Below are 18,013 nucleotides of genomic sequence, written 5' to 3'. Positions count from 1 at the left end.
CAAGGCAACCCGGCCCGGCTCACGCATCGCGTCGACCGGTTTCGATCCCGTTGCGTGACGTTGCGTCCGCCGCCGCGTTCGTCCGCCCGCGCGTCGTCGCATCGAGCACCGCCCGCCCCGCCGCCACCGCGATCGCGTCGTCCTGCGGCGTATGCACGCGGCTGCACAGCACGTCGCGATAATGGCGTTCGAGCGGATTCGCGCGGCTCAACCCGTGATTGCCGGACAGCTTCAACGCCTGCTCGACCGTCCGGATCGCGTGCTCGGTCACGGTGCGCTTGACGAGGCCGCTGGTCGTCAGCGACGGCGCGTTGCCTGCGTCGGTGCGCGCGATGTGTTCGTCGAGCAACACGCGATTCGTATGCAGCCAGCCCTCGATTTCACCGACCGCTTCCTGCACGCGCGGCAGCGTCGCGAGCGGCGCGCCGAGCCCGCTCGGCGCACGCGTCGTCGCGAACTCGACCAGCCAGTCGCGTGACGCGCGCGCCACCGCGTCGTACAGGCTGCCGAGCAGCGCGACCATCCACGCCTGCTGATCGGCCTGCGCGTCGGCATCCGCGTGCGCGGCAGCCGACACGGCCCATGCGTCCGGCGCGCGCACGTCGACTGCGTGATCGGCCGGCAGCGGCACGTCGTCGAACACGACCTCGTGGCTGCCCGACGCGCGCAGGCCGACGTGATTCCAGCTTTCGATCACGCGGATGCGGTCGCCGTCGGTCTCCGGGTCGCGCGGCACGAGAAACACGCCGACGCGCGGCGTCGGCTCGTCGGTACGCGCCCACACGGCCAGCCAGCGCAGCGCCGGGATGCCGGTGCTGTAGAGCTTGTGGCCCGACAGCCGCCAGCCGTCGCCATCGCGGCGTGCGATAGTGTCCGGCAGCCCGCCGCGCGACGGCGAACCGAGCGCGGGCTCGACGCGCAGCGCGTTGATCAGCGCGCCGTGCGCGACCGCGCTGTCGAACACCGCGCGTCGCACCTGCGCCGGCCAGCGGTTGTCGGCGCGGCCGAGCGCGCGATGCTGCAGATACGTCATCGTCAACACCAGCGCGGTCGCCGGGTCGGCCCGCGCGACGGCAGCGACGATCCGGCTCGCCCGCGCCAGCGTCGCACCGGCGCCGCCATGCTCGCGCGGCACGACCTGCGCGATCAGCCCGGCACGATGCAGCCGTGCGAAGTTCTCGTGCGGAAAGCGGCCGTCGACGTCGTTGCGGGCCGCATCGGCGGCGAGCTCGGGGGCGAGGCGCTCGAGCAGCGCGGCGACGCGCGCGTCGCTCGCCTCGTCGGCGTCTGCAGCGGCGACGAGGTCAGCAGCGTCAGCAGGCAGAAGGCGCAGCGAAGGTTGCGGTGGCGGCGAGGAAGCGGCAAGGCTGGCGGACATCGAAACGGATTCCCTGGGTAGGTCGAACACGGCGGCGAAAGCGCGGCGGCAAATACAGCGTCAACGCGCGCCCGATCATTCGCGAGCCCATAGCGTATGCGCAACGCATACGGCCCCAAACCATGCAAATCTGATATTCAAATCGGGATTGATTATTTCCATTCCGCATGATCCCGGCGTTAACCTGCGCTCCATTCCTGCCCGGCCGTGCGCCGGGACGTCCCTGTACCGGAGACCCCAGATGAGCGTCGAATTCATCGGCATGATCCAGAGCCAGAAGCAGTCGGAAATCCACCCGGCGTCCGGCCCCGTGGTCGATCCCGACTATGTGCGCGACTTTGCCCGCGCCCACGAAACGGCCGGCTTCGACCGGATTCTCGTGCCGCATCACTCGACCGGCCCGTCGGCGACGCTGACGATCGCGTTCGCGGCGGCCGCGACCGAGCGCATCCATTTCATGCTCGCGCATCGGCCGGGCTTCACCGCGCCGACGCTCGCCGCGCGGCAGATCGCGACGCTCGACCAGTTCAGCCGCGGCCGGCTCGCCGTGCACTTCATCTCCGGCGGCTCGGACAGCGAACAGCAGCGCGACGGCGATTTCCTCGATCACGACGCACGCTATGCGCGCACCGACGAATACCTCGGCATCCTGCGGCGCATCTTGACCGAAGCGCAGCCGTTCGATCACGACGGTACGCATTACCGGTTCAAGCAGGGTTTCTCGGAAGTGAAGCCGGTCCAGCAGCCGCATGTGCCAATCTACTTCGGCGGCGCGTCGGAAGCCGCGCTCGCGGTGGCCGGCAAGCACGCGGACGTCTACGCGCTGTGGGGCGAATCGCTCGACCAGGTGCGCGACCTGACGACGCGCGTCCGCGCCGAAGCCGCGAAACACGGCCGCCAGGTGCGCTTCTCCGTGTCGTTCCGCCCGATCCTCGCGGCGACCGAGGACGAAGCGTGGGCGCGTGCGCACCGCATCCTCGACGAAACGCGCCGGCTGCGCGAAGCGGCCGGACTCGGCGCCGGCGGCCCGCAGCAGAGCGAAGGCGCGCGTCGCCTGCTCGCCGCGGCCGAGCGCGGCTCGCGCGTCGACAAGCGGCTGTGGACCGAGATCGCGAAGCTCACCGGCGCGCGCTCGAATTCGACGGCGCTCGTCGGCACGCCCGAACAGGTCGCCGACGCACTGCTCGACTACTACGACCTCGGCGTGACGACGTTCCTGATCCGCGGCTTCGATCCGCTGGAAGACGCGATCGACTACGGCCGCGAACTGATTCCGCGCGTGCGCAGCGCCGTCGCCGCACGCGACGCGGCGCGCCGCGCTGCCTGAGACCAACGGAGCCCTACGCGACCATGTCCGCCGTCCTGTCCTCGCCCCACCGTACCGCATCGGGCCTCGTGCTCGCCGATACGCCGCGCCAGCACTTCTGGTTCGATCCGCCCGCGCCGCGCGTCGACGTCGCCGCCGAGCGCCGCCACCGGCAGGAGCGGCTCGCGGCCGCGTTCCGCCTGTTCGCGCGCTTCGGCTTCGCGGCGGGCCTCGCCGGCCACATTACCGCACGCGATCCGGAGCTGCCCGACCATTTCTGGGTGAACCCGCTCGGCGTGCATTTCTCGCAGATCAAGGTGTCCGACCTGCTGCTCGTCAACGCGCGCGGCGAAACCGCGATCGGCACGCGGCCGCTGAACAAGGCCGCGTTCGCGATCCACGCGGCGATCCACGAAGCCCATCCGCACGTCGTCGCCGCCGCGCACACGCATTCGACCTACGGCAAGGCCTGGTCGACGCTCGGCCGCCCGCTCGATCCGCTCACGCAGGACGCGTGCGTGTTCTACGAGGATCACGCGCTGTTCGACGACTTCACGGGGATGGTCGTCGACACCAGCGAAGGCGCGCGGATCGCCGATGCGCTCGCGAAGCCGGACGGCACCACGCACAAGGGCGTGATCCTGAAGAACCACGGGATCCTGACGGCCGGCCCGACGGTCGAGGCCGCCGCGTGGTGGTACATCGCGCTCGACAACGTCGCGCACACGCAGTTGCTGGCCGAAGCGGCCGGCACGCCGCAACCGATCGATCATGCGACCGCGCGCCATACGCACGGCCAGATCGGCGGCCCCGACGGCGCGCTGCATGCGTTCGACAGCCTGTTCGCGCGCGTCGTCGCCGACGAACCCGACCTGCTCGACTGAGCCGCCTTTCCGCCACACCGGAGACCAGACAACATGACCCACACCACCGCGCCCACGCCTGCCGACGCGCACGACGACCAACGCCGCCGCCTGCTGCGCGCGGCCGGCGCCGCCGCGCTCGCCGTGCCGGCGATCACGCTCGGCCGCAAGGCCTGGTCCGCGCCGCCGCTGAAGAAACTCACGTTCGCGTGGAACCAGAACGCGTTCTGCCTGACGCCGATCGTCGTCGCGCAGGAGCGCGGCTTCTTCGAGAAAAACGGGCTGAAGGTCGAACTGATCAACTACAGCGGCTCGACCGACCAGCTGCTCGAATCGATCGCGACCGGCAAGGCCGATGCGGCGGTCGGGATGATCCACCGCTGGCTGAAGCCGCTCGAAGCCGGCTTCGACGTGAAGATCATCGGCAGCTCGCACGGCGGCTGCGTGCGGCTGCTCGGCGCGAAGGCCGCAGGCGTCACGACGCTGCAGGCGCTGAAGGGCAAGACGGTCGGCGTCAGCGATCTGGCCGCGCCCGGCAAGCACTTCTTCTCGATCCTGCTCGCGAAGAACGGCATCGATCCCGAGCGCGACATCACGTGGCGACAGTATCCGGCCGACCTGCTCGGCGTCGCGGTCGACAAGGGCGAAATCCACGCGATCGCCGACGGCGACCCGAATCTCTACCTGCTCGAAAAGCGCAGCAACGGCGCGTATACCGAACTCGCGACCAACCTGTCCGGCGAATACGCGCGCAAGGTGTGCTGCGTGATCGGCGCACGCGGCGACCTCGTGCGCAACGACCGGCCGTCGGCCGCCGCGCTCGCGCGCTCGATCGTGCAGGCCACCGAATACACGCACGACAACCCGAACGAAGCAGCGAAGGTGTTCGCGAAGTATTCGCCGAAGATCAGCCCCGAGGATCTGCGCAAGCTGTACGCGACGCTCACCTACACGCATCACCCGACCAACGTCGACCTGCAGCAGGAAATCGCGTTCTATGCGGACGATTTCCGGCGCATCAGCGTGCTGAAGAAGAGCACGGACCCGCAGCGCTTCGCGCAGCAGGTCTATGCGAACGTACTGGGGTAACGCGATGTCGACGATCGAACACGCTTCCGCCGCACGCGCCGCATCGGCCCCGGCCGGCGCCGCTGCCAACGCTACGGTTTCCGCGCGCGCAGCCTGCACGACTTGCGAAGCCACGCTGGCCGCAGAAGCCCGGCGCGCGCGCACCTGGCCGACCGGGATCGCCGCCGCGCTCGCGTGGGCCGCGCTCGGCGCGCTCACGCAGCTGTGGCCGAACCGGATCGTCGGCTTCAGCGACTGGGCGTACACCGATACGTTCGGCACGGCCGCGTGGACGATCGCCGCGCTGCTGCTCGTCGCCGCGACGCTCGGCCATCTCGTCGCGGCGACCCGCACGCGGCTCGCACGGGTGCGACCGGCCGGCCCGTGGCTCGTCGCGCTGCCGCTCGTGCTCGCCGCGTGGGAAATCGTCACCGCCAAAACCGGCTGGCTGCCGACGCCGTTCTTCGCGCCGCCGCAGGCGCTGATCGAGGTCTACGTCGACGACTGGCCGCGCCTCGCCGGCAGCGCCGGCAACACGCTGAAGCTGCTCGCGCTCGGGTTCGCGTACGGCGTCACGGTGGGCTTCGCGGTCGGCGTGTCGATCGGCTGGTCGCGCCGGATCGGCTACTGGGTGCATCCGGTGCTGCGCGTGCTCGGCCCCGTGCCGGCCACCGCGCTGCTGCCGCTCACGTTCTACTTCTTCCCGTCGAGCTATTCAGCCGCGGCGTTCCTGATCGCGCTCGCCACCGGGTTTCCGGTCGCCGTGCTGACGTGGTCGGGCGTCGCGAGCGTGAACAAGCAGTACTACGACGTCGCGCGCACGCTCGGCGCGAACGCGCGCTTCCTCGTGCTGCGCGTCGCGATTCCGGCCGCGCTGCCGCACGTGTTCGTCGGCATCTTCATGGGGCTGAGCGCGTCGTTCACGGTGCTGGTCGTCGCCGAGATGATGGGCGTCAAGTCGGGGCTCGGCTGGTATCTGAGCTGGGCGCAGGGCTGGGCGTCGTACGTGAACATGTATGCGGCGCTGCTCGTGATGGCGCTGCTGTTTTCCGGGTTGATCGCGCTGCTGTTCGCGGTGCGCGACCGTGTGCTCGCGTGGCAGAAAGGAACCGTCAAATGGTAAGCGCCGCCGTACTCGAATCGTCCGCTGCCACGGTCGCGGCGCCCGCCGTCACGTCGCCGCGCGGCGCACGCATCGACATCCGCCGCGTGAGCCATGCGTTCGACGGCCCCGGCGGCGCGCTGCCGGTGCTCGACGACGTGTCGCTGTCGGTCGCGGCCGGCGAATTCGTCGCGCTGCTCGGCCCGAGCGGTTGCGGGAAATCGACGCTGCTGCGGCTCGTCGCGGGGCTCGACGCCGCGCGGCAAGGAACGATCGCGCAGGACGGCACGCCGATCGAACGCCCCGATCCGTCGCGCATCGTCGTGTTCCAGGACCCGACGCTGTACCCGTGGCGGCGCGTGCGCGCGAACGTCGCGCTCGGCCTCGAAGCGCGCGGCGTCGCGCGCACCGCGCAGCATCGCGTCGACGATGCGCTCGCGCGCGTCGGGCTGCAGGCGTTCGCGAACGTGTTTCCGCATCAGTTGTCCGGCGGGATGGCGCAGCGCGTCGCACTCGCCCGCGCGCTCGTCAACGATCCGCGCTTGCTGATCCTCGACGAACCGCTCGGCAAGCTCGATTCGCTGACGCGGCTCACGATGCAGGCCGAGTTGACCGCGCTGTGGCAACGCGACGGTTTCTCGGCGCTGCTCGTCACGCACGACGTGGAAGAGGCGCTGTTCCTCGCGCAGCACGTGATCGTGTTCGGGCCGCGCCCGGCACGGATCGTCGCCGAACTGCGCGTCGACCTGCCCTACCCGCGCCATCGCGGCGACCCGCGCCTCGCCGCATTGCGCCACGACGCGCTGCGGCATCTCGGGCTCGATGCGAGCTGGTAGATGCCGGATGCCGTTCGACGTTTGACTGCGGTACGCCGGAGACGCGCGCGATGAACGCGCCGCCATTCGCCGACTGGGCCATCGCGTTCCTGCAACTGCTGTATCGCGCGCAGATCGCGTTGGCGCGTGTGCTGCACGCGCTCGGCCTGACCGGCGACGCCGACGGCCAGGCCGCGTGGCCGTGGGCACGCCGCATCGCGCTCGAAACGCTGCACATCGACGCGGGACTCACGCGGCAACTCGCGTTCGCCTGTGGCGTGACGGCGCTGGCCGTCGTGCTCGCCTGCCTCGCACTGGCTTCGCGCAAGTGGCGTGTCGCGTCGGCCATCGCCGCGCTCGCCGTCGCGTGGTTCGCGCCGTGGCCGCCCGCTTCGCTGTGGCTCGCGCCTGCCGTGCCGACGAGCTTCCAGCGCGATCCCGCGCCGTTTTCCGTATCGAACGTGATGCGCGGCGCGCACCTGTATACGCAACATTGCGCGGCCTGCCACGGCGCGGACGGACGCGGCGAAGGGCCGCTCGCGGCCACGCTCGCGCACTGGCCGCCGACCTTCGCCGGCACGCTGCTCGCGCGTCGCCTCGACGGCGAACTGTTCTGGCGCGTGCGCCACGGCACGCAGGACGAGCACGGCGCAGCGACGATGCCCGGCTTCGCGGCGACGCTCGGCCCGCAGGACACGTGGGCCGTGCTCGACTACCTGAAAGCGTTGTCCGCCGGTAGCGGCGCGCAGGCGGAAGGCGCGTGGCCGGTGCCGGTCCCGCTGCCGGCACTCGACGTGCGCTGCGGCGACGCCGCGCCTCAGGCGCTCCAGCACTGGCGCGAAGGTCAGCGCGTGCGCGTCGTCGCGCTCGCGCCGGGTGCGACGCCACCGCCGGAAGACGCGCGCTGGCAGACCTTGCTCGTCACCGAACGCGGCGCGCCCGTGCCAACGTCAGCCGGCGCGCGCGCGAACTGCGTCGCGACGACGGCCGATGCGTGGCGCGCATTCGCGACGATTGCCGGCGTTGCGCCCGACGCGCTCGGCGGCACGCAACTGCTGGCGGATCGGCGCGGCTGGCTGCGGGCGCGCGCGTTGCCGGGCAGCGCCGGCTGGTCGGATGCCGACCTGCTGTGCCGCTCGGACGCGGCGGTCCGGCCGGCCGCCGCGCGCGTGACAAGCGGCGACGCACTGACCGCGCTGCTGCTGCGCGTCGATCAGGAACCCGTGCGCGACGTACAGGCCGGGCTCCCGCATTGAACCCACGAATCCTTCCTTCGACAGAACTTCACGATGAATCCGACCCGACGCCACTTCCTCGCGCAGGCGAGCGCCCTTGCCACGATCGTCGCCGCGCCGGCCGCCCTGCGCGCGCAATCCGGCGCCCGCCCGCTGCTGCGCGCCGGCGACCAGAAAGGCGGGCTGCGCGCGCTGCTCGAAGCGGCCGGCGAACTGAACGGCCTCGCATACGACATCGCATGGACCGAATTCCCGGCCGCCGCGCCGCTCGCGGAAGCGCTGAACGCGGCCGCCGTCGACTGCGGGCCGATCGGCGACGCGCCGGTGATCTTCGCGCTCGCGTCGGGCGCCCGCATCAAGGTGATCGGCGCGAACCGTTCCGATCCATACGGCACGGCCGTGCTCGTGCAACCCGACGCGGCGCTGAAAGGCGCGGCCGACCTGAAAGGCAAGCGCATCGGCACCACGCGCGGCTCGATCGGCCATTTCGTCACGCTGAAGGCGCTCGACGCGGCCGGCCTGCCGCCCGATGCCGTGTCGTTCCGCTTCCTGCCGCCGGCCGACACGATGCTGGCGCTCGCCACCGGCTCGATCGACGCGTGGGCGACCTGGGAGCCCTATACCGCGCTCGCCGAAACGAGCGGCCGCGCACGCGTGCTGGTCAACGGCCGCGGGCTGTGGTCGGGCCTCAGCTATCTTGCGGCGACCGACGCGGCGATCGCATCGAAGCGCGACGTGCTGCACGATTTCCTGCGGCGCGTCGTGCGCGCGCAGGCGTGGTCGTACCGGCACGTCGACGCGTATTCGGCCGCGCTCGCGCGCATCATCGGCATTCCGCCCGCCGCCGCGAAGCTGCAGTTCGAGCGCCGCGGCACGCGCTGGCAGCCGATCGACGCAGCGGTGATCGCCGAACAGCAGCGCACGGCCGACTTCTATCTGAAAGCCGGGCTGTTGCGCCAGCCGCTCGACGTGCGCACGACCTTCGACACCGGCTTCCCGCTCGCGTGACGGGCCGCGTGGCGGCGCGCGACCGCCCGAACGGCGCGGGCATGATCTGGCACAATCGCGTTTCGATCATCCCGCCTTCAGCCAGCGCCACGTCATGCCAGCCATCGCCGAACTCTTCGTCTACCCGATCAAATCCTGCGCCGGCATCGCGCTGCCGCGTGCGCAACTGCTCGAAACGGGCCTCGCGTACGACCGCCACTGGCTGATCACCGATCCGCACGGGCAGATGCTGACGCAGCGTACGCACCCGCGCCTCGCGCTGATCCGCCCGACGCTCGACAGCGACGCGCTCGTGCTGAACGCGCCGGGCATGCCGGCAATCCGCACGCCGCTGGATGGCGACGCGACGCCCGCCACGCCGAAGATGGCCGCGACCGTGTGGCGCGACACCGTCGACGCGATCGACACGGGCGCCGACACGGCCGCGTGGCTCACCGAATTCCTCGGCACGCCGACGAAGCTCGCGCGCTTCGGCCCCGACGCGCGCCGCGGCTGCAACCGCCAATGGACCGGCGACATCGATACGCATACGCAATTCTCGGACGCCTATCCGCTGCTCGTGATCGGTCAGTCGTCGCTCGACGACCTGAATGCGCGGCTCGCCGCGAAAGGCGCGCCGGCGATCCCGATGAACCGCTTCCGTCCGAACATCGTCGTGTCGGATCTCGACGCGTACGAAGAGGATTTCGTCGAGCACCTCGACACCGACGGCGACACGCCGGTGCGGCTGCGGCTCGTGAAGCTGTGCACGCGCTGCCCGGTGCCGACGATCGACCAGGCCACCGGCACGCCCGATCCCGCATGGCCGCACGAGCCAACCGACACGATGCAGACCTATCGCGCGAACCCGAATTACGACGGCGCGCTGACGTTCGGCATCAATGCGATCGTCGTCGAAGGCGCGGGCGCGTGGCTCGAAGTCGGGCAGCCGGTCGAAGCGGAGATCGGGTTCGGCGACTGAGCGACGATCCGCCACGACGACTGCCGGACAGGCGTGCACATGCGCCGGCAGATCAAGGCTCGGCTCTCCACCCACAATTTTATTGAACGATTGTTCCTGAATTGATATAGTTCGCTCATGGCAAGACCAAGGGAATTCGACACGGATGCAGCGCTTGACGGCGCGATCGCCGTTTTCAGCGAGCATGGCTTCGAGGGCAGCTCGGCCCAGATGCTCGTCAGCGCGATGGGCATCGGGCGGCAGAGCCTCTATGCGGCCTTCGGCGACAAATGGCAGCTTTACCTGTCGGCCGTGCGCCGCTACGGGATGGGCGAATGCGCTGCGCACTTCGACGCGCTGCGCAGCGGCGCACGCGCGATCGACGGGATCGACGCATTGCTCCGTCGCGTGGTCGAAACGGCCGCCCAACCTTGTCTTGGTACGATTTCGGTCTACGAATTCGGCGTGTCCCGCCCCGAGCTCGCGGAGATCCATGCGGTGCTGGCCCATAGCCTGATCGCCGCGATCGCGGCCCGAGTCCGCGATGCGCAGCGCGAAGGCGACGTGGCCGCCGGCCTCGTCCCCGAAGCGACCGCCCGGTTCCTGATCGCGAACATCACCGGCATCCGCGCGGCCGGTCGCGGCGGCGCCGACCACGCAAGCCTGAGCGCGTTGGCCGACATGACGCTGCGGGCGCTACGGTAGATTTTTTTTGGCAAATTAATGAATGATCATTCAATAACAAGGTAAATCATGAAAGCCATTGTGATGAACGGCACCGGCGGTCGCGACATGCTGGAGCAGGTCGAGCGGCCCGCCCCGGTCGCACGTACGGGCGAGGCGCTGGTCGAGATCGCCTTCGCAGGCGTCAACTTCATGGACATTGGCGTGCGACAGGGCATGGCGTGGACGGGATGGCCGAACCCGAAGATTCTTGGCGTCGAAGGCGCGGGCCGGGTGCTGGCGGTCGGCGACGGCGTCGACGGCATCGCACCCGGCCAGCGCGTCGCGTGGGCCTACGCGCCCGGCAGCTATGCGGAGCAGATTGCGATCCCCGCCACGTCGCTGGTGGCGGTTCCGGATACGATCGACGATCGCACGGCCGCCGCCGTGATGATGCAGGGTCTCACCGCCAGCCATTTCGCGACCGACTTCTATCCCGTACAGCCGGGCGACGTCGCTTTCGTCCACGCGGCGGCCGGCGGGCTGGGCCTGCTGTTGACGCAGATCATCAAGCTGCGCGGCGGCCGGGTAATCGGGCGCGTCTCGTCCGAAGACAAGGTCGCCGCGGCCAGGGAAGCGGGCGCGGATCATCTGATCGTCGATACCAGCGGGCGGTTCGCCGCGAAGGCGCTGCGCCTGACCAACGGCGAAGGCGTGCACGTCGTCTACGACGGCTCCGGGCCGAAGACCTTTCAGGGGTCGCTCGACGTGCTGCGCCGCTCGGGAACCTTCTGCTGGTACGGTCCGGTGCTCGGCGGGCCGGGGCCGATCGACCTCATGAGCCTGCCGAGGAGCATCAAGATCGGCTATACGACCTTCTTCGATCATATCTACACGCCCGAACTGCTCCGCGCGCACTCGGCGCGGCTGTTCGACTGGATCGCGGAAGGCCGGCTCAAGGTCCGGATCGGCGGCGAATACCCGCTGGCGGACGCGGCGCACGCGCATGCCGACATGGAAAGCCGCAAGTCCATCGGCAAGCTGCTGCTGAAGCCGTGAGCGCCGGGGCGTCCGGTCGGCAGGCCGCGCGCCCCGCCACTCGGCTGCAACGGCTGCGACGCGTGTCGAAACCCTCTCTAACGATGGCTCGCCGCCGGCAGCCGCACCGTGACCACCAACCCGCCGCCGTGCGCATCGGCCAGCGTCACGCTGCCCTGATGCACGCGCGCGATCTCGCGCACGATCGACAAGCCGAGCCCCGTGCCTTCGACCGTCTGCGTCTTGCTGCCGCGATGGAAGCGTTCGAACACCGCGTCGCGTTCGTCGGCCGGAATGCCCGGCCCGTTGTCGATCACGTCGAGCCGCGCGTCCGCCCCGTCGCGCGACACGCGCACCGTGATCACCGCATGGTCGCCCACATAACGGATCGCGTTGTCGATCAGGTTGCCGATCATCTCGCCGAGCAGGTCGGACTGCCCGAGCACGTCGACGTCGGCCTCGTGCTCGAACCCGAGATCGATGTCGCGCGCGCGTGCGACGGGCGACCAGTCCAGCGTCACGCTGCGCGCGAGCCGATGCAGCGCGACCGGCTTGTGCGCGACCGCATGACCGCTGTCCGAATCGAGCCGCGACAGCGACAGCAGTTGCTGGACGATCTTCGCGGCCTGCCGCACCGCGCCGTTCGCGCGCCGCAGGTGCACGTTCGCGCGCGGCTGCTCGTCGGGCCGCAACGCGAGTTCGACGCCCGCCTGCACGGCCGCGAGCGGCGTCTTCAACTGATGGGCCGCATCGGCGAAGAAGCGGCGCCGCGCCACCTGCATCCGTTGCGTGCGACCGATGTACTGGTTGATCGAATCGACGAGCGGCGCGAGTTCGCTCGGCATCGCGCCCGTGTCGAGCGGCGTCGTATCGTCCTCGCTGCGCGCGGCGACCGTCGCCGACAGCCGGTTCAGCGGCCGCAGCCCGCGCCCGACGCCGAGCCACACGATTCCGAGCGCCAGCACGACGAGCAGCCCTTCCTGCAGCAGCGACCCGATCAGGATCTCGCGCGCGAGCGCCTGACGCGCCTCGATCGTCTCGCCGACCATCACCCACACGATGCGCGACTGCGCGGTCGGCACGTCGTGCACGGGAATACGCAACGCGGCCATCCGCAATTGCTCGCCGCGATACACGACGTCGTAGTAGCGCGTGACGAACAGCGCGCCATCGCCCGCGTCGCGGCCATGCGGCAGCGGTAGATCGGGATAGCCGGTGACCGTGCGGCCGTTGTCCTCGCGGATCAGGTAGTAGATCTTGCCGCCGTCGCTCGATTCGAGCATTTCGAGCGCGAGATACGGCAAGTCGACCTCGATCTCGCCGGCGTTGAGCCGCACGCCTTCGCGGATCGACTTCAGCGACGACGACAGCGTGCGGTCGAACGCGACGTGCGCGGCGCTCATCGCGCGCTGGTACGTGAGCCACGAGTCGAGCGCGAGCAGGCCGAGCAGCGGCAACAGCAGCCACAGCGCGACCTGCGCGCGCAGGTTCGGGCGGGTCATCATGCGGCTCGCCGGGCCGTCCCGACGGGCATGGCGGGGCATTCGCGGAGCATTACCCTGCGCCCGGGCCGGAGGTCGTCGTTGCGAAGCCGGCCGGCGACGGCATGCGCCTCCTCGGGGGCCAGTGAATGACGGTGAGCGTGAAGGCGGATCACTCGTCCGCCTTCGCTTCGAGCAAGTAGCCCAGCCCGCGCAGCGTGACGATCGCGACGCCCGAGTTCTCCAGCTTCTTGCGCAGGCGATACACGTAGATCTCGATCGCGTCCGCGTTGACCGATTCGTCGAGCCCGAAGATCTTCTCCGACAGCGTGTCCTTGTTGATCGCGCGGCCGTTGCGCAGGATCAGCACCTCGAGCACCGAGCGCTCGCGCGGCGTGAGCGACAGCGGCTCGCCCGCGAGATGGAAGCCGCGGTCGATACTGTCGTACGAAAGCGGCCCGCATTCGACGCGCGAGTGCTCGTGACCGAGGCTGCGCCGGATCAGCGCGCGGGCGCGCGCCTCCAGTTCGGTCAATTCGAACGGCTTCGCGAGATAGTCGTCGGCGCCGAGATCGAGCCCTTTCACGCGGTCCTCGACCGACCCGTGCGCGGTGAGGATCAGCACCGGCACCGGATTGCGGCGCGCGCGCAGCCGCCGCAGCACCTCCAGCCCGTCGAGCTTCGGCAGCCCGAGATCGAGGATCACCAGCGCGTAATCCTGCGTGCGCAGCACGTGGTCCGCCGCCTCGCCGTCGGCCATGTGATCGACCGCGAAGCGCGCGGCGCTCAGCGCGTCGTTCAGCGACTGGGCCAGGTTCGGGTTGTCTTCGACGAGCAGCACGCGCATGGGGATTCCGGTAAGGTCAGCGACAGCCCGCTACATTACATGATCCTTTCCGTCTCCACGCCTCGCGCAAACACGGGTTGCGCGGGTGTTGCGAAGCGGCCGCGGGCGGCGCCGGCGGCTGCCGCTCAGCGCTCGGCAGCCGGACGGTTGCGCGCCGCGATGCGCGCATCGCCGGTCACACGCCGCTCGCGAAAACCGGCCACCACCGCGACGAACGCGATACTCGCGCCGGCCGTGATGGCGATCATCGGGCGCGCGGTGCCGTCCGACAGCCACGCCAGCACGCCACCGCACGCGGCCGTGATCGCCATCTGGATAAAGAAGAACAGCCCCGACGCCGTACCGGCGATCTTCGTATACGGCTGCATCACCGCGAACTGGCAGGCCGGAATCGCGATCCCGACCGCGATCATCACGACGAACATCGGTGCGACGAGGGCCGTCACCGAAGTCGGGGCGATCGCGCCGCCGATCCCCAGCACGGCGGCGCCGACGAGATTGACGGCCGCCGCCGCCGCGATGACCGAATCGGCTGACCAGCGCGCGCTGATCCGCGCGAACATATTCGAACCGACCAGATAGCCGAGTACGGTCACGCCGAAGATCGCCGCATAGACCGGCCCGGACACGCCGATGTGCCGCTGGAACAGCGTCGACGATTCCGCGATGAACGGGTAGTACGTGCAGTAAGCAAAGCTGATCGCGAGCGAATAGCGCAGGAAGCGCCGCTCGCGCAGCAGGCCGGCGTAGGTTCGCAGCAACCCCGCGCTGGCGCCGGCTGGCGGCCGCGCGTCGCATTCGCGCGTCTCGGGCAGGTAGCGCAGCACCATCGCGGCCGCGACCAGCCCGCCCGCCGCCAGCCAGCCGAACACGCCGCGCCAGCCGAGCCACTCGGCGATCGCGCTGCCGGCCAGCGGCGCGACCACCGGCGACAGCGCCATGCCGGCCGAAATATGGCCGAGCATCGTGGCCTGCGTCGCGGCCGGAAAACGTTCGCGCACGATCACGCGGCCGATCACGGTCCCGGTGCAGCCGCCCAGCGCCTGGAACATGCGCGCGGCGATCAGCGCAGGGATGCTCGTCGACCCTGCGCATGCGACGCTTGCGACGACGTACACGCCCAGGCCGCCGAGCAGCACCGGACGTCGGCCGTAGCGGTCGGACAGCGGCCCCGACACCAGCATCGACAGCGCATAGCCGACCATGTACAGGGTCAGCGTGAGCTGCAACTGCGCGTCGGTGCCGTGCAGCGCGTCCGCCATCGCGGGCAGCGACGGCAGGTACGCATCGATCGTGACGCGCGGCAGGCACACCACGAGCATCAGCAGGAACAGCCAGCCCCATCGGGGTAATGAGCGCGTCTTCATGCGGTGAGTCCGTTTCGGTCAGGATGGGTGAAGTCGACAGCAATCTAAGGTGAAAGTGATATAAGCTGAAGGGCCATTAAATCGACTATTGCCTGGACCACTATGCCGCGAGGCAAAGCCGCGATTCCGCTGGATCTGCCGCGCCCCGCCGGGCTGTCGGGCGGCAGCCCGCAATCGAAGCAGGAATGCATCGCCGACACGATTCGCGACGCGATCCTGAAGCGCCTGCTGTCCGCCGACAGCCCGCTGCCATCGAGCCGGACGCTGGCCGCGCGCTGGGACGTCGCGCGCGGCACCGTCGAAGCGGCATACGACATCCTGTGCGCCGAGGGCTACATCGCCCGCACGCAGGGGTCCGGCACACGGGTCTGCGCGGTAGTGCCGGACAGCTATCTGCGCGCGGCCGCGCAGTCGCGCGACGGCGCCCCGCTCCACGCCGCCGCCTCCCCGGCGCCGGCCGCCGCGGCCGAATCCGAGCACGGCGTGCGTCCGGGCGTCCCGTTCGTCGCGCGGCTCGCCGATCCCGGCCTGCTGCCGATGCAGCAATGGAAGAAGGCGCTCGGCGCCGGCCTGCTTGCCGCGACGGCCGACGAGCTCGGCGCGACGCCGGCCCAGGGCGTCGAAAGCCTGCGCGCCGAAATCGCCGCGTACCTGCGCGAATACCGCGGCATCCCGTGCGAGGCCGGCGACATCGTCATCACGACCGGCATCCGCCACGCGATCGACCTCGTCGCGCGCACGCTGCTCGCGCCCGGCTCGACGGTGCTGATGGAAGATCCCGGTTATGCGTCGGCGTGGCAGATCTTCACGCTCGCGGGCGCGACCGCGATCGACGTGCCGGTCGATCGGGAAGGCATCGACACCGCGTCGCTGGACCGCCATCCCGATGCGCGCGCCGCCTACGTGACGCCGGCCCATCAGGCGCCGCTCGGCGTCACGATGTCGGTGTCGCGTCGGCTCGAACTGCTCGACTGGGCGCAACGCCACCGCACGTGGATCATCGAGGACGACTACGACGGCGAATTCAGCTACCAGACCGCCCCGCTGCCCGCGCTGAAATCGCTCGATGCGTGCGATCGCGTGATCTACTGCGGGTCGTTCAACAAGACGCTGTTTTCCGGGCTGCGCATCGGCTTCATGGTCGTGCCGGCGGCACTGCGGCCGGCGCTGTCCGCCGTGTGGCACGCGACCGCGCGCTCGGTCGGCGTCGCGCCGCAGCTCGCGCTCGCGCGCTTCATCGGCCACGGCGATTTCGCGAAGCACCTGCGCGCCGCCCGCCACGCATACCGTCAGCGGCGCGACATCGTGCTCGACCAGTTGGCGAAGCATGCGGGCGGCCGATACACGGTGTCCGGCGAGCATGCGGGCTTTCATTTCGTGCTGTGGCTGCCACCCGGCATCAAGGAGGCTGCGTACGTTTCGCAAGCCCGCGCGGCGGGCATCGAGTTGCAGCCGATCCACGGCTTCTGTCGAAGCGCCCGGTGCGAAGCGGGCGTCGTCGTCGGGTATGCGGCGCTGACGGCCGCGCACGCACGGCATGGCGGCCGCGTCCTCGGACAACTGCTGGCCGCGTCCGCGTAGCCGGCAACCTCGCCCCCTCTCCCTTTCGAACCCTGCCGCGCGCCGCGAAACCCGCGGCGGCGGCCGCGTCGACCTCGGGAAATCCATGACACGAACGGCACGATTGTGAACGGAAATGAAAGCGGGCTGAAAGTGCGTCGCACTTAACATCCGCGTCACTCGAACAACATCGACGCATCACTGGAGGAAGACATGCCGTTTGCACCGAAGCACCTCGCCGCCGCGCTGGCGGTCCTTCTGGGCACCGCCGCCGGCAGCGCCGCCGCGCAGGTTCCGGCCGGCTACCCGGGGAACTACCAGGGCGTGATCGACGCCGCGAAGAAGGAAGGCAAGCTGATCGTCTACTCGACGACCGACACGGGCCTCGTACGTCCGCTGATCAAGGACTTCGAAAGCCTGTACGGCGTGAAGGTCGAGTACAACGACATGAACAGCACCGAGCTGTACAACCGCTACATCAGCGAGAACGCGGCGAGCAGCACCAGCGCCGACGTGCTGTGGAGCTCGGCGATGGACCTGCAGGTCAAGCTCGTCAACGACGGCCTGATGGCGTCCTACGATTCGCCCGAAAGCCCGAACGTGCCGCAATGGGCGCAATACCAGAAGCAGGCGTACGGCACGACGTTCGAGCCGCTCGCAATCGTCTACAACAAGCGCCTGATCCCCGAAAACGAAGTGCCGAAGACGCGCGCCGAGCTGATCAAGCTGCTCACCACGCAGGCCGACAAGTTCAAGGGCAAGGTCACGACCTACGACATCGAGAAATCGGGCGTCGGCTTCAACTACCTGACCCAGGACGCGCACGTGAACGAGAAGGTCACGTGGGAGCTGGTAAACGCGATCGGCGCGACCGGCCCGAAGCTGCAGTCGAGCACGGGCGCGATGATGGAGCGCATCTCGTCGGGCGAGAACCTGATCGGCTACAACATCATCGGTTCGTACGCGTACGCGAAGGCGAAGAAGGACAAGTCGATCGGCTACGTGTTTCCGAAGGACTACACACAGGTCGTGAGCCGCCTCGCCACCGTGTCGAAGAAGGCGAAGAACCCGAACGCCGCGAAGCTGTGGGTCGACTACCTGCTGTCCAAGCGCGGCCAGACGCTGATCGCGAACCAGGCGAACCTGTACGCGATCCGCGCGGACGTGACCGGCGAGACGTCGGCCGCGAGCCTCACGAAGGAACTCGGCGATTCGCTGAAGCCGATCCAGATCGGCACCGGCCTGCTCGTCTATCTCGACCAGTCGAAGCGCCTCGCGTTCCTGAAGCAATGGCAGCAGGCGATCAAGCGCTGATGCGCTGATCGGCTTCGGCTGACCCAGG

Annotated in this window: 16 protein-coding genes; 12 read left to right on the top strand and 4 right to left on the bottom strand. The window is 69.6% G+C overall.

Annotation, left to right across the window (positions count from 1 at the left end; translation table 11 throughout):
* Positions 1–19 precede the first annotated feature (19 nt).
* On the bottom strand, positions 20–1,378 hold the full coding sequence (locus GJG85_RS17950; RefSeq protein ID WP_204384240.1) for an acyl-CoA dehydrogenase family protein: 1,359 nt from the start codon (positions 1,376–1,378) through the stop codon (positions 20–22).
* 241 nt (positions 1,379–1,619) lie between these two features.
* Here GJG85_RS17950 and GJG85_RS17945 point away from each other — a divergent pair, with 241 nt between their 5' ends.
* The 10 genes from GJG85_RS17945 to GJG85_RS17900 all read left to right on the top strand — a co-directional run bounded on the left by GJG85_RS17945 (position 1,620) and on the right by GJG85_RS17900 (position 11,437).
* Positions 1,620–2,705, top strand: coding sequence for an LLM class flavin-dependent oxidoreductase (locus GJG85_RS17945; RefSeq protein WP_204384239.1), 1,086 nt, complete (start codon positions 1,620–1,622; stop codon positions 2,703–2,705).
* 23 nt (positions 2,706–2,728) lie between these two features.
* The gene (locus GJG85_RS17940) at positions 2,729–3,568 is read left to right on the top strand and encodes a class II aldolase/adducin family protein (protein WP_126366506.1); all 840 of its coding nucleotides are present in this window, start codon (positions 2,729–2,731) and stop codon (positions 3,566–3,568) included.
* Positions 3,569–3,601: 33 nt separating this feature from the next.
* A complete protein-coding gene (locus GJG85_RS17935) occupies positions 3,602–4,636 on the top strand; it encodes an ABC transporter substrate-binding protein (RefSeq protein ID WP_027782912.1) in 1,035 nt (344 codons plus the stop codon).
* Between the two features lie 4 nt (positions 4,637–4,640).
* Positions 4,641–5,738, top strand: coding sequence for an ABC transporter permease subunit (locus GJG85_RS17930; protein ID WP_050010915.1), 1,098 nt, complete (start codon positions 4,641–4,643; stop codon positions 5,736–5,738).
* Positions 5,732–6,553, top strand: a complete 822-nt coding sequence (locus GJG85_RS17925; RefSeq protein WP_050010914.1) for an ABC transporter ATP-binding protein — start codon at positions 5,732–5,734, stop codon at positions 6,551–6,553. Before GJG85_RS17930 ends, GJG85_RS17925 begins: the two co-directional genes overlap by 7 nt.
* 50 nt (positions 6,554–6,603) lie before the next feature.
* Complete coding sequence (locus GJG85_RS17920; RefSeq protein WP_050010913.1) at positions 6,604–7,788, top strand: cytochrome c; 1,185 nt, start codon at positions 6,604–6,606, stop codon at positions 7,786–7,788.
* Positions 7,789–7,821: 33 nt separating this feature from the next.
* Positions 7,822–8,775 carry an ABC transporter substrate-binding protein gene (locus tag GJG85_RS17915; RefSeq protein ID WP_089489308.1) on the top strand — a complete coding sequence of 318 codons (954 nt, stop codon included), beginning with the start codon at positions 7,822–7,824 and terminating at the stop codon, positions 8,773–8,775.
* A gap of 94 nt (positions 8,776–8,869) precedes the next feature.
* Positions 8,870–9,736, top strand: a complete 867-nt coding sequence (locus tag GJG85_RS17910; RefSeq protein WP_050010911.1) for an MOSC N-terminal beta barrel domain-containing protein — start codon at positions 8,870–8,872, stop codon at positions 9,734–9,736.
* A gap of 117 nt (positions 9,737–9,853) precedes the next feature.
* Positions 9,854–10,420, top strand: a complete 567-nt coding sequence (locus tag GJG85_RS17905; RefSeq protein WP_089489307.1) for a TetR/AcrR family transcriptional regulator — start codon at positions 9,854–9,856, stop codon at positions 10,418–10,420.
* 48 nt (positions 10,421–10,468) lie between these two features.
* Positions 10,469–11,437 carry a quinone oxidoreductase gene (locus tag GJG85_RS17900; RefSeq protein WP_089489306.1) on the top strand — a complete coding sequence of 323 codons (969 nt, stop codon included), beginning with the start codon at positions 10,469–10,471 and terminating at the stop codon, positions 11,435–11,437.
* Between the two features lie 77 nt (positions 11,438–11,514).
* Here GJG85_RS17900 and GJG85_RS17895 read toward each other — a convergent pair whose 3' ends face one another.
* The 3 genes from GJG85_RS17895 to GJG85_RS17885 form a co-directional block, all read right to left on the bottom strand.
* A complete protein-coding gene (locus GJG85_RS17895) occupies positions 11,515–12,918 on the bottom strand; it encodes a sensor histidine kinase (RefSeq protein ID WP_050011087.1) in 1,404 nt (467 codons plus the stop codon).
* Positions 12,919–13,069: 151 nt separating this feature from the next.
* Positions 13,070–13,744 carry a response regulator gene (locus GJG85_RS17890; protein WP_089489305.1) on the bottom strand — a complete coding sequence of 225 codons (675 nt, stop codon included), beginning with the start codon at positions 13,742–13,744 and terminating at the stop codon, positions 13,070–13,072.
* Between the two features lie 125 nt (positions 13,745–13,869).
* Positions 13,870–15,111 (bottom strand): multidrug effflux MFS transporter, encoded by a 1,242-nt coding sequence (locus tag GJG85_RS17885; protein WP_050010907.1) that lies wholly within the window; start codon positions 15,109–15,111, stop codon positions 13,870–13,872.
* 102 nt (positions 15,112–15,213) lie between these two features.
* Between GJG85_RS17885 and GJG85_RS17880 the strand changes: the two genes are divergently transcribed.
* Together GJG85_RS17880 and GJG85_RS17875 are read left to right on the top strand one after the other, a co-directional pair.
* On the top strand, positions 15,214–16,692 hold the full coding sequence (locus tag GJG85_RS17880; RefSeq protein WP_050010906.1) for a PLP-dependent aminotransferase family protein: 1,479 nt from the start codon (positions 15,214–15,216) through the stop codon (positions 16,690–16,692).
* Between the two features lie 192 nt (positions 16,693–16,884).
* A complete protein-coding gene (locus GJG85_RS17875; RefSeq protein ID WP_050010905.1) occupies positions 16,885–17,985 on the top strand; it encodes an ABC transporter substrate-binding protein in 1,101 nt (366 codons plus the stop codon).
* The last annotated feature ends 28 nt before the right edge of the window (positions 17,986–18,013 follow it).

The sequence above is a fragment of the Burkholderia sp. MS389 genome (assembly GCF_016899425.1).
Classification (GTDB): domain Bacteria; phylum Pseudomonadota; class Gammaproteobacteria; order Burkholderiales; family Burkholderiaceae; genus Burkholderia; species Burkholderia sola.
Note: the sequence above shows the minus strand (reverse complement) of the source record. Positions and strands in the feature narration are given on the sequence as shown.

What these genes read in the sequence shown, in the direction of transcription:
- GJG85_RS17900 (WP_089489306.1), top strand. Translation starts at nt 10,469, where the DNA reads ATGAAAGCCATTGTGATGAACGGCACCGGCGGTCGCGACATGCTGGAG.
- GJG85_RS17875 (WP_050010905.1), top strand. Translation starts at nt 16,885, where the DNA reads ATGCCGTTTGCACCGAAGCACCTCGCCGCCGCGCTGGCGGTCCTTCTG.
- GJG85_RS17940 (WP_126366506.1), top strand. Translation starts at nt 2,729, where the DNA reads ATGTCCGCCGTCCTGTCCTCGCCCCACCGTACCGCATCGGGCCTCGTG.
- GJG85_RS17895 (WP_050011087.1), bottom strand. Translation starts at nt 12,918, where the DNA reads ATGACCCGCCCGAACCTGCGCGCGCAGGTCGCGCTGTGGCTGCTGTTG.
- GJG85_RS17930 (WP_050010915.1), top strand. Translation starts at nt 4,641, where the DNA reads ATGTCGACGATCGAACACGCTTCCGCCGCACGCGCCGCATCGGCCCCG.
- GJG85_RS17915 (WP_089489308.1), top strand. Translation starts at nt 7,822, where the DNA reads ATGAATCCGACCCGACGCCACTTCCTCGCGCAGGCGAGCGCCCTTGCC.
- GJG85_RS17880 (WP_050010906.1), top strand. Translation starts at nt 15,214, where the DNA reads ATGCCGCGAGGCAAAGCCGCGATTCCGCTGGATCTGCCGCGCCCCGCC.
- GJG85_RS17905 (WP_089489307.1), top strand. Translation starts at nt 9,854, where the DNA reads ATGGCAAGACCAAGGGAATTCGACACGGATGCAGCGCTTGACGGCGCG.
- GJG85_RS17890 (WP_089489305.1), bottom strand. Translation starts at nt 13,744, where the DNA reads ATGCGCGTGCTGCTCGTCGAAGACAACCCGAACCTGGCCCAGTCGCTG.
- GJG85_RS17935 (WP_027782912.1), top strand. Translation starts at nt 3,602, where the DNA reads ATGACCCACACCACCGCGCCCACGCCTGCCGACGCGCACGACGACCAA.
- GJG85_RS17920 (WP_050010913.1), top strand. Translation starts at nt 6,604, where the DNA reads ATGAACGCGCCGCCATTCGCCGACTGGGCCATCGCGTTCCTGCAACTG.
- GJG85_RS17925 (WP_050010914.1), top strand. Translation starts at nt 5,732, where the DNA reads ATGGTAAGCGCCGCCGTACTCGAATCGTCCGCTGCCACGGTCGCGGCG.
- GJG85_RS17885 (WP_050010907.1), bottom strand. Translation starts at nt 15,111, where the DNA reads ATGAAGACGCGCTCATTACCCCGATGGGGCTGGCTGTTCCTGCTGATG.
- GJG85_RS17950 (WP_204384240.1), bottom strand. Translation starts at nt 1,378, where the DNA reads ATGTCCGCCAGCCTTGCCGCTTCCTCGCCGCCACCGCAACCTTCGCTG.
- GJG85_RS17945 (WP_204384239.1), top strand. Translation starts at nt 1,620, where the DNA reads ATGAGCGTCGAATTCATCGGCATGATCCAGAGCCAGAAGCAGTCGGAA.
- GJG85_RS17910 (WP_050010911.1), top strand. Translation starts at nt 8,870, where the DNA reads ATGCCAGCCATCGCCGAACTCTTCGTCTACCCGATCAAATCCTGCGCC.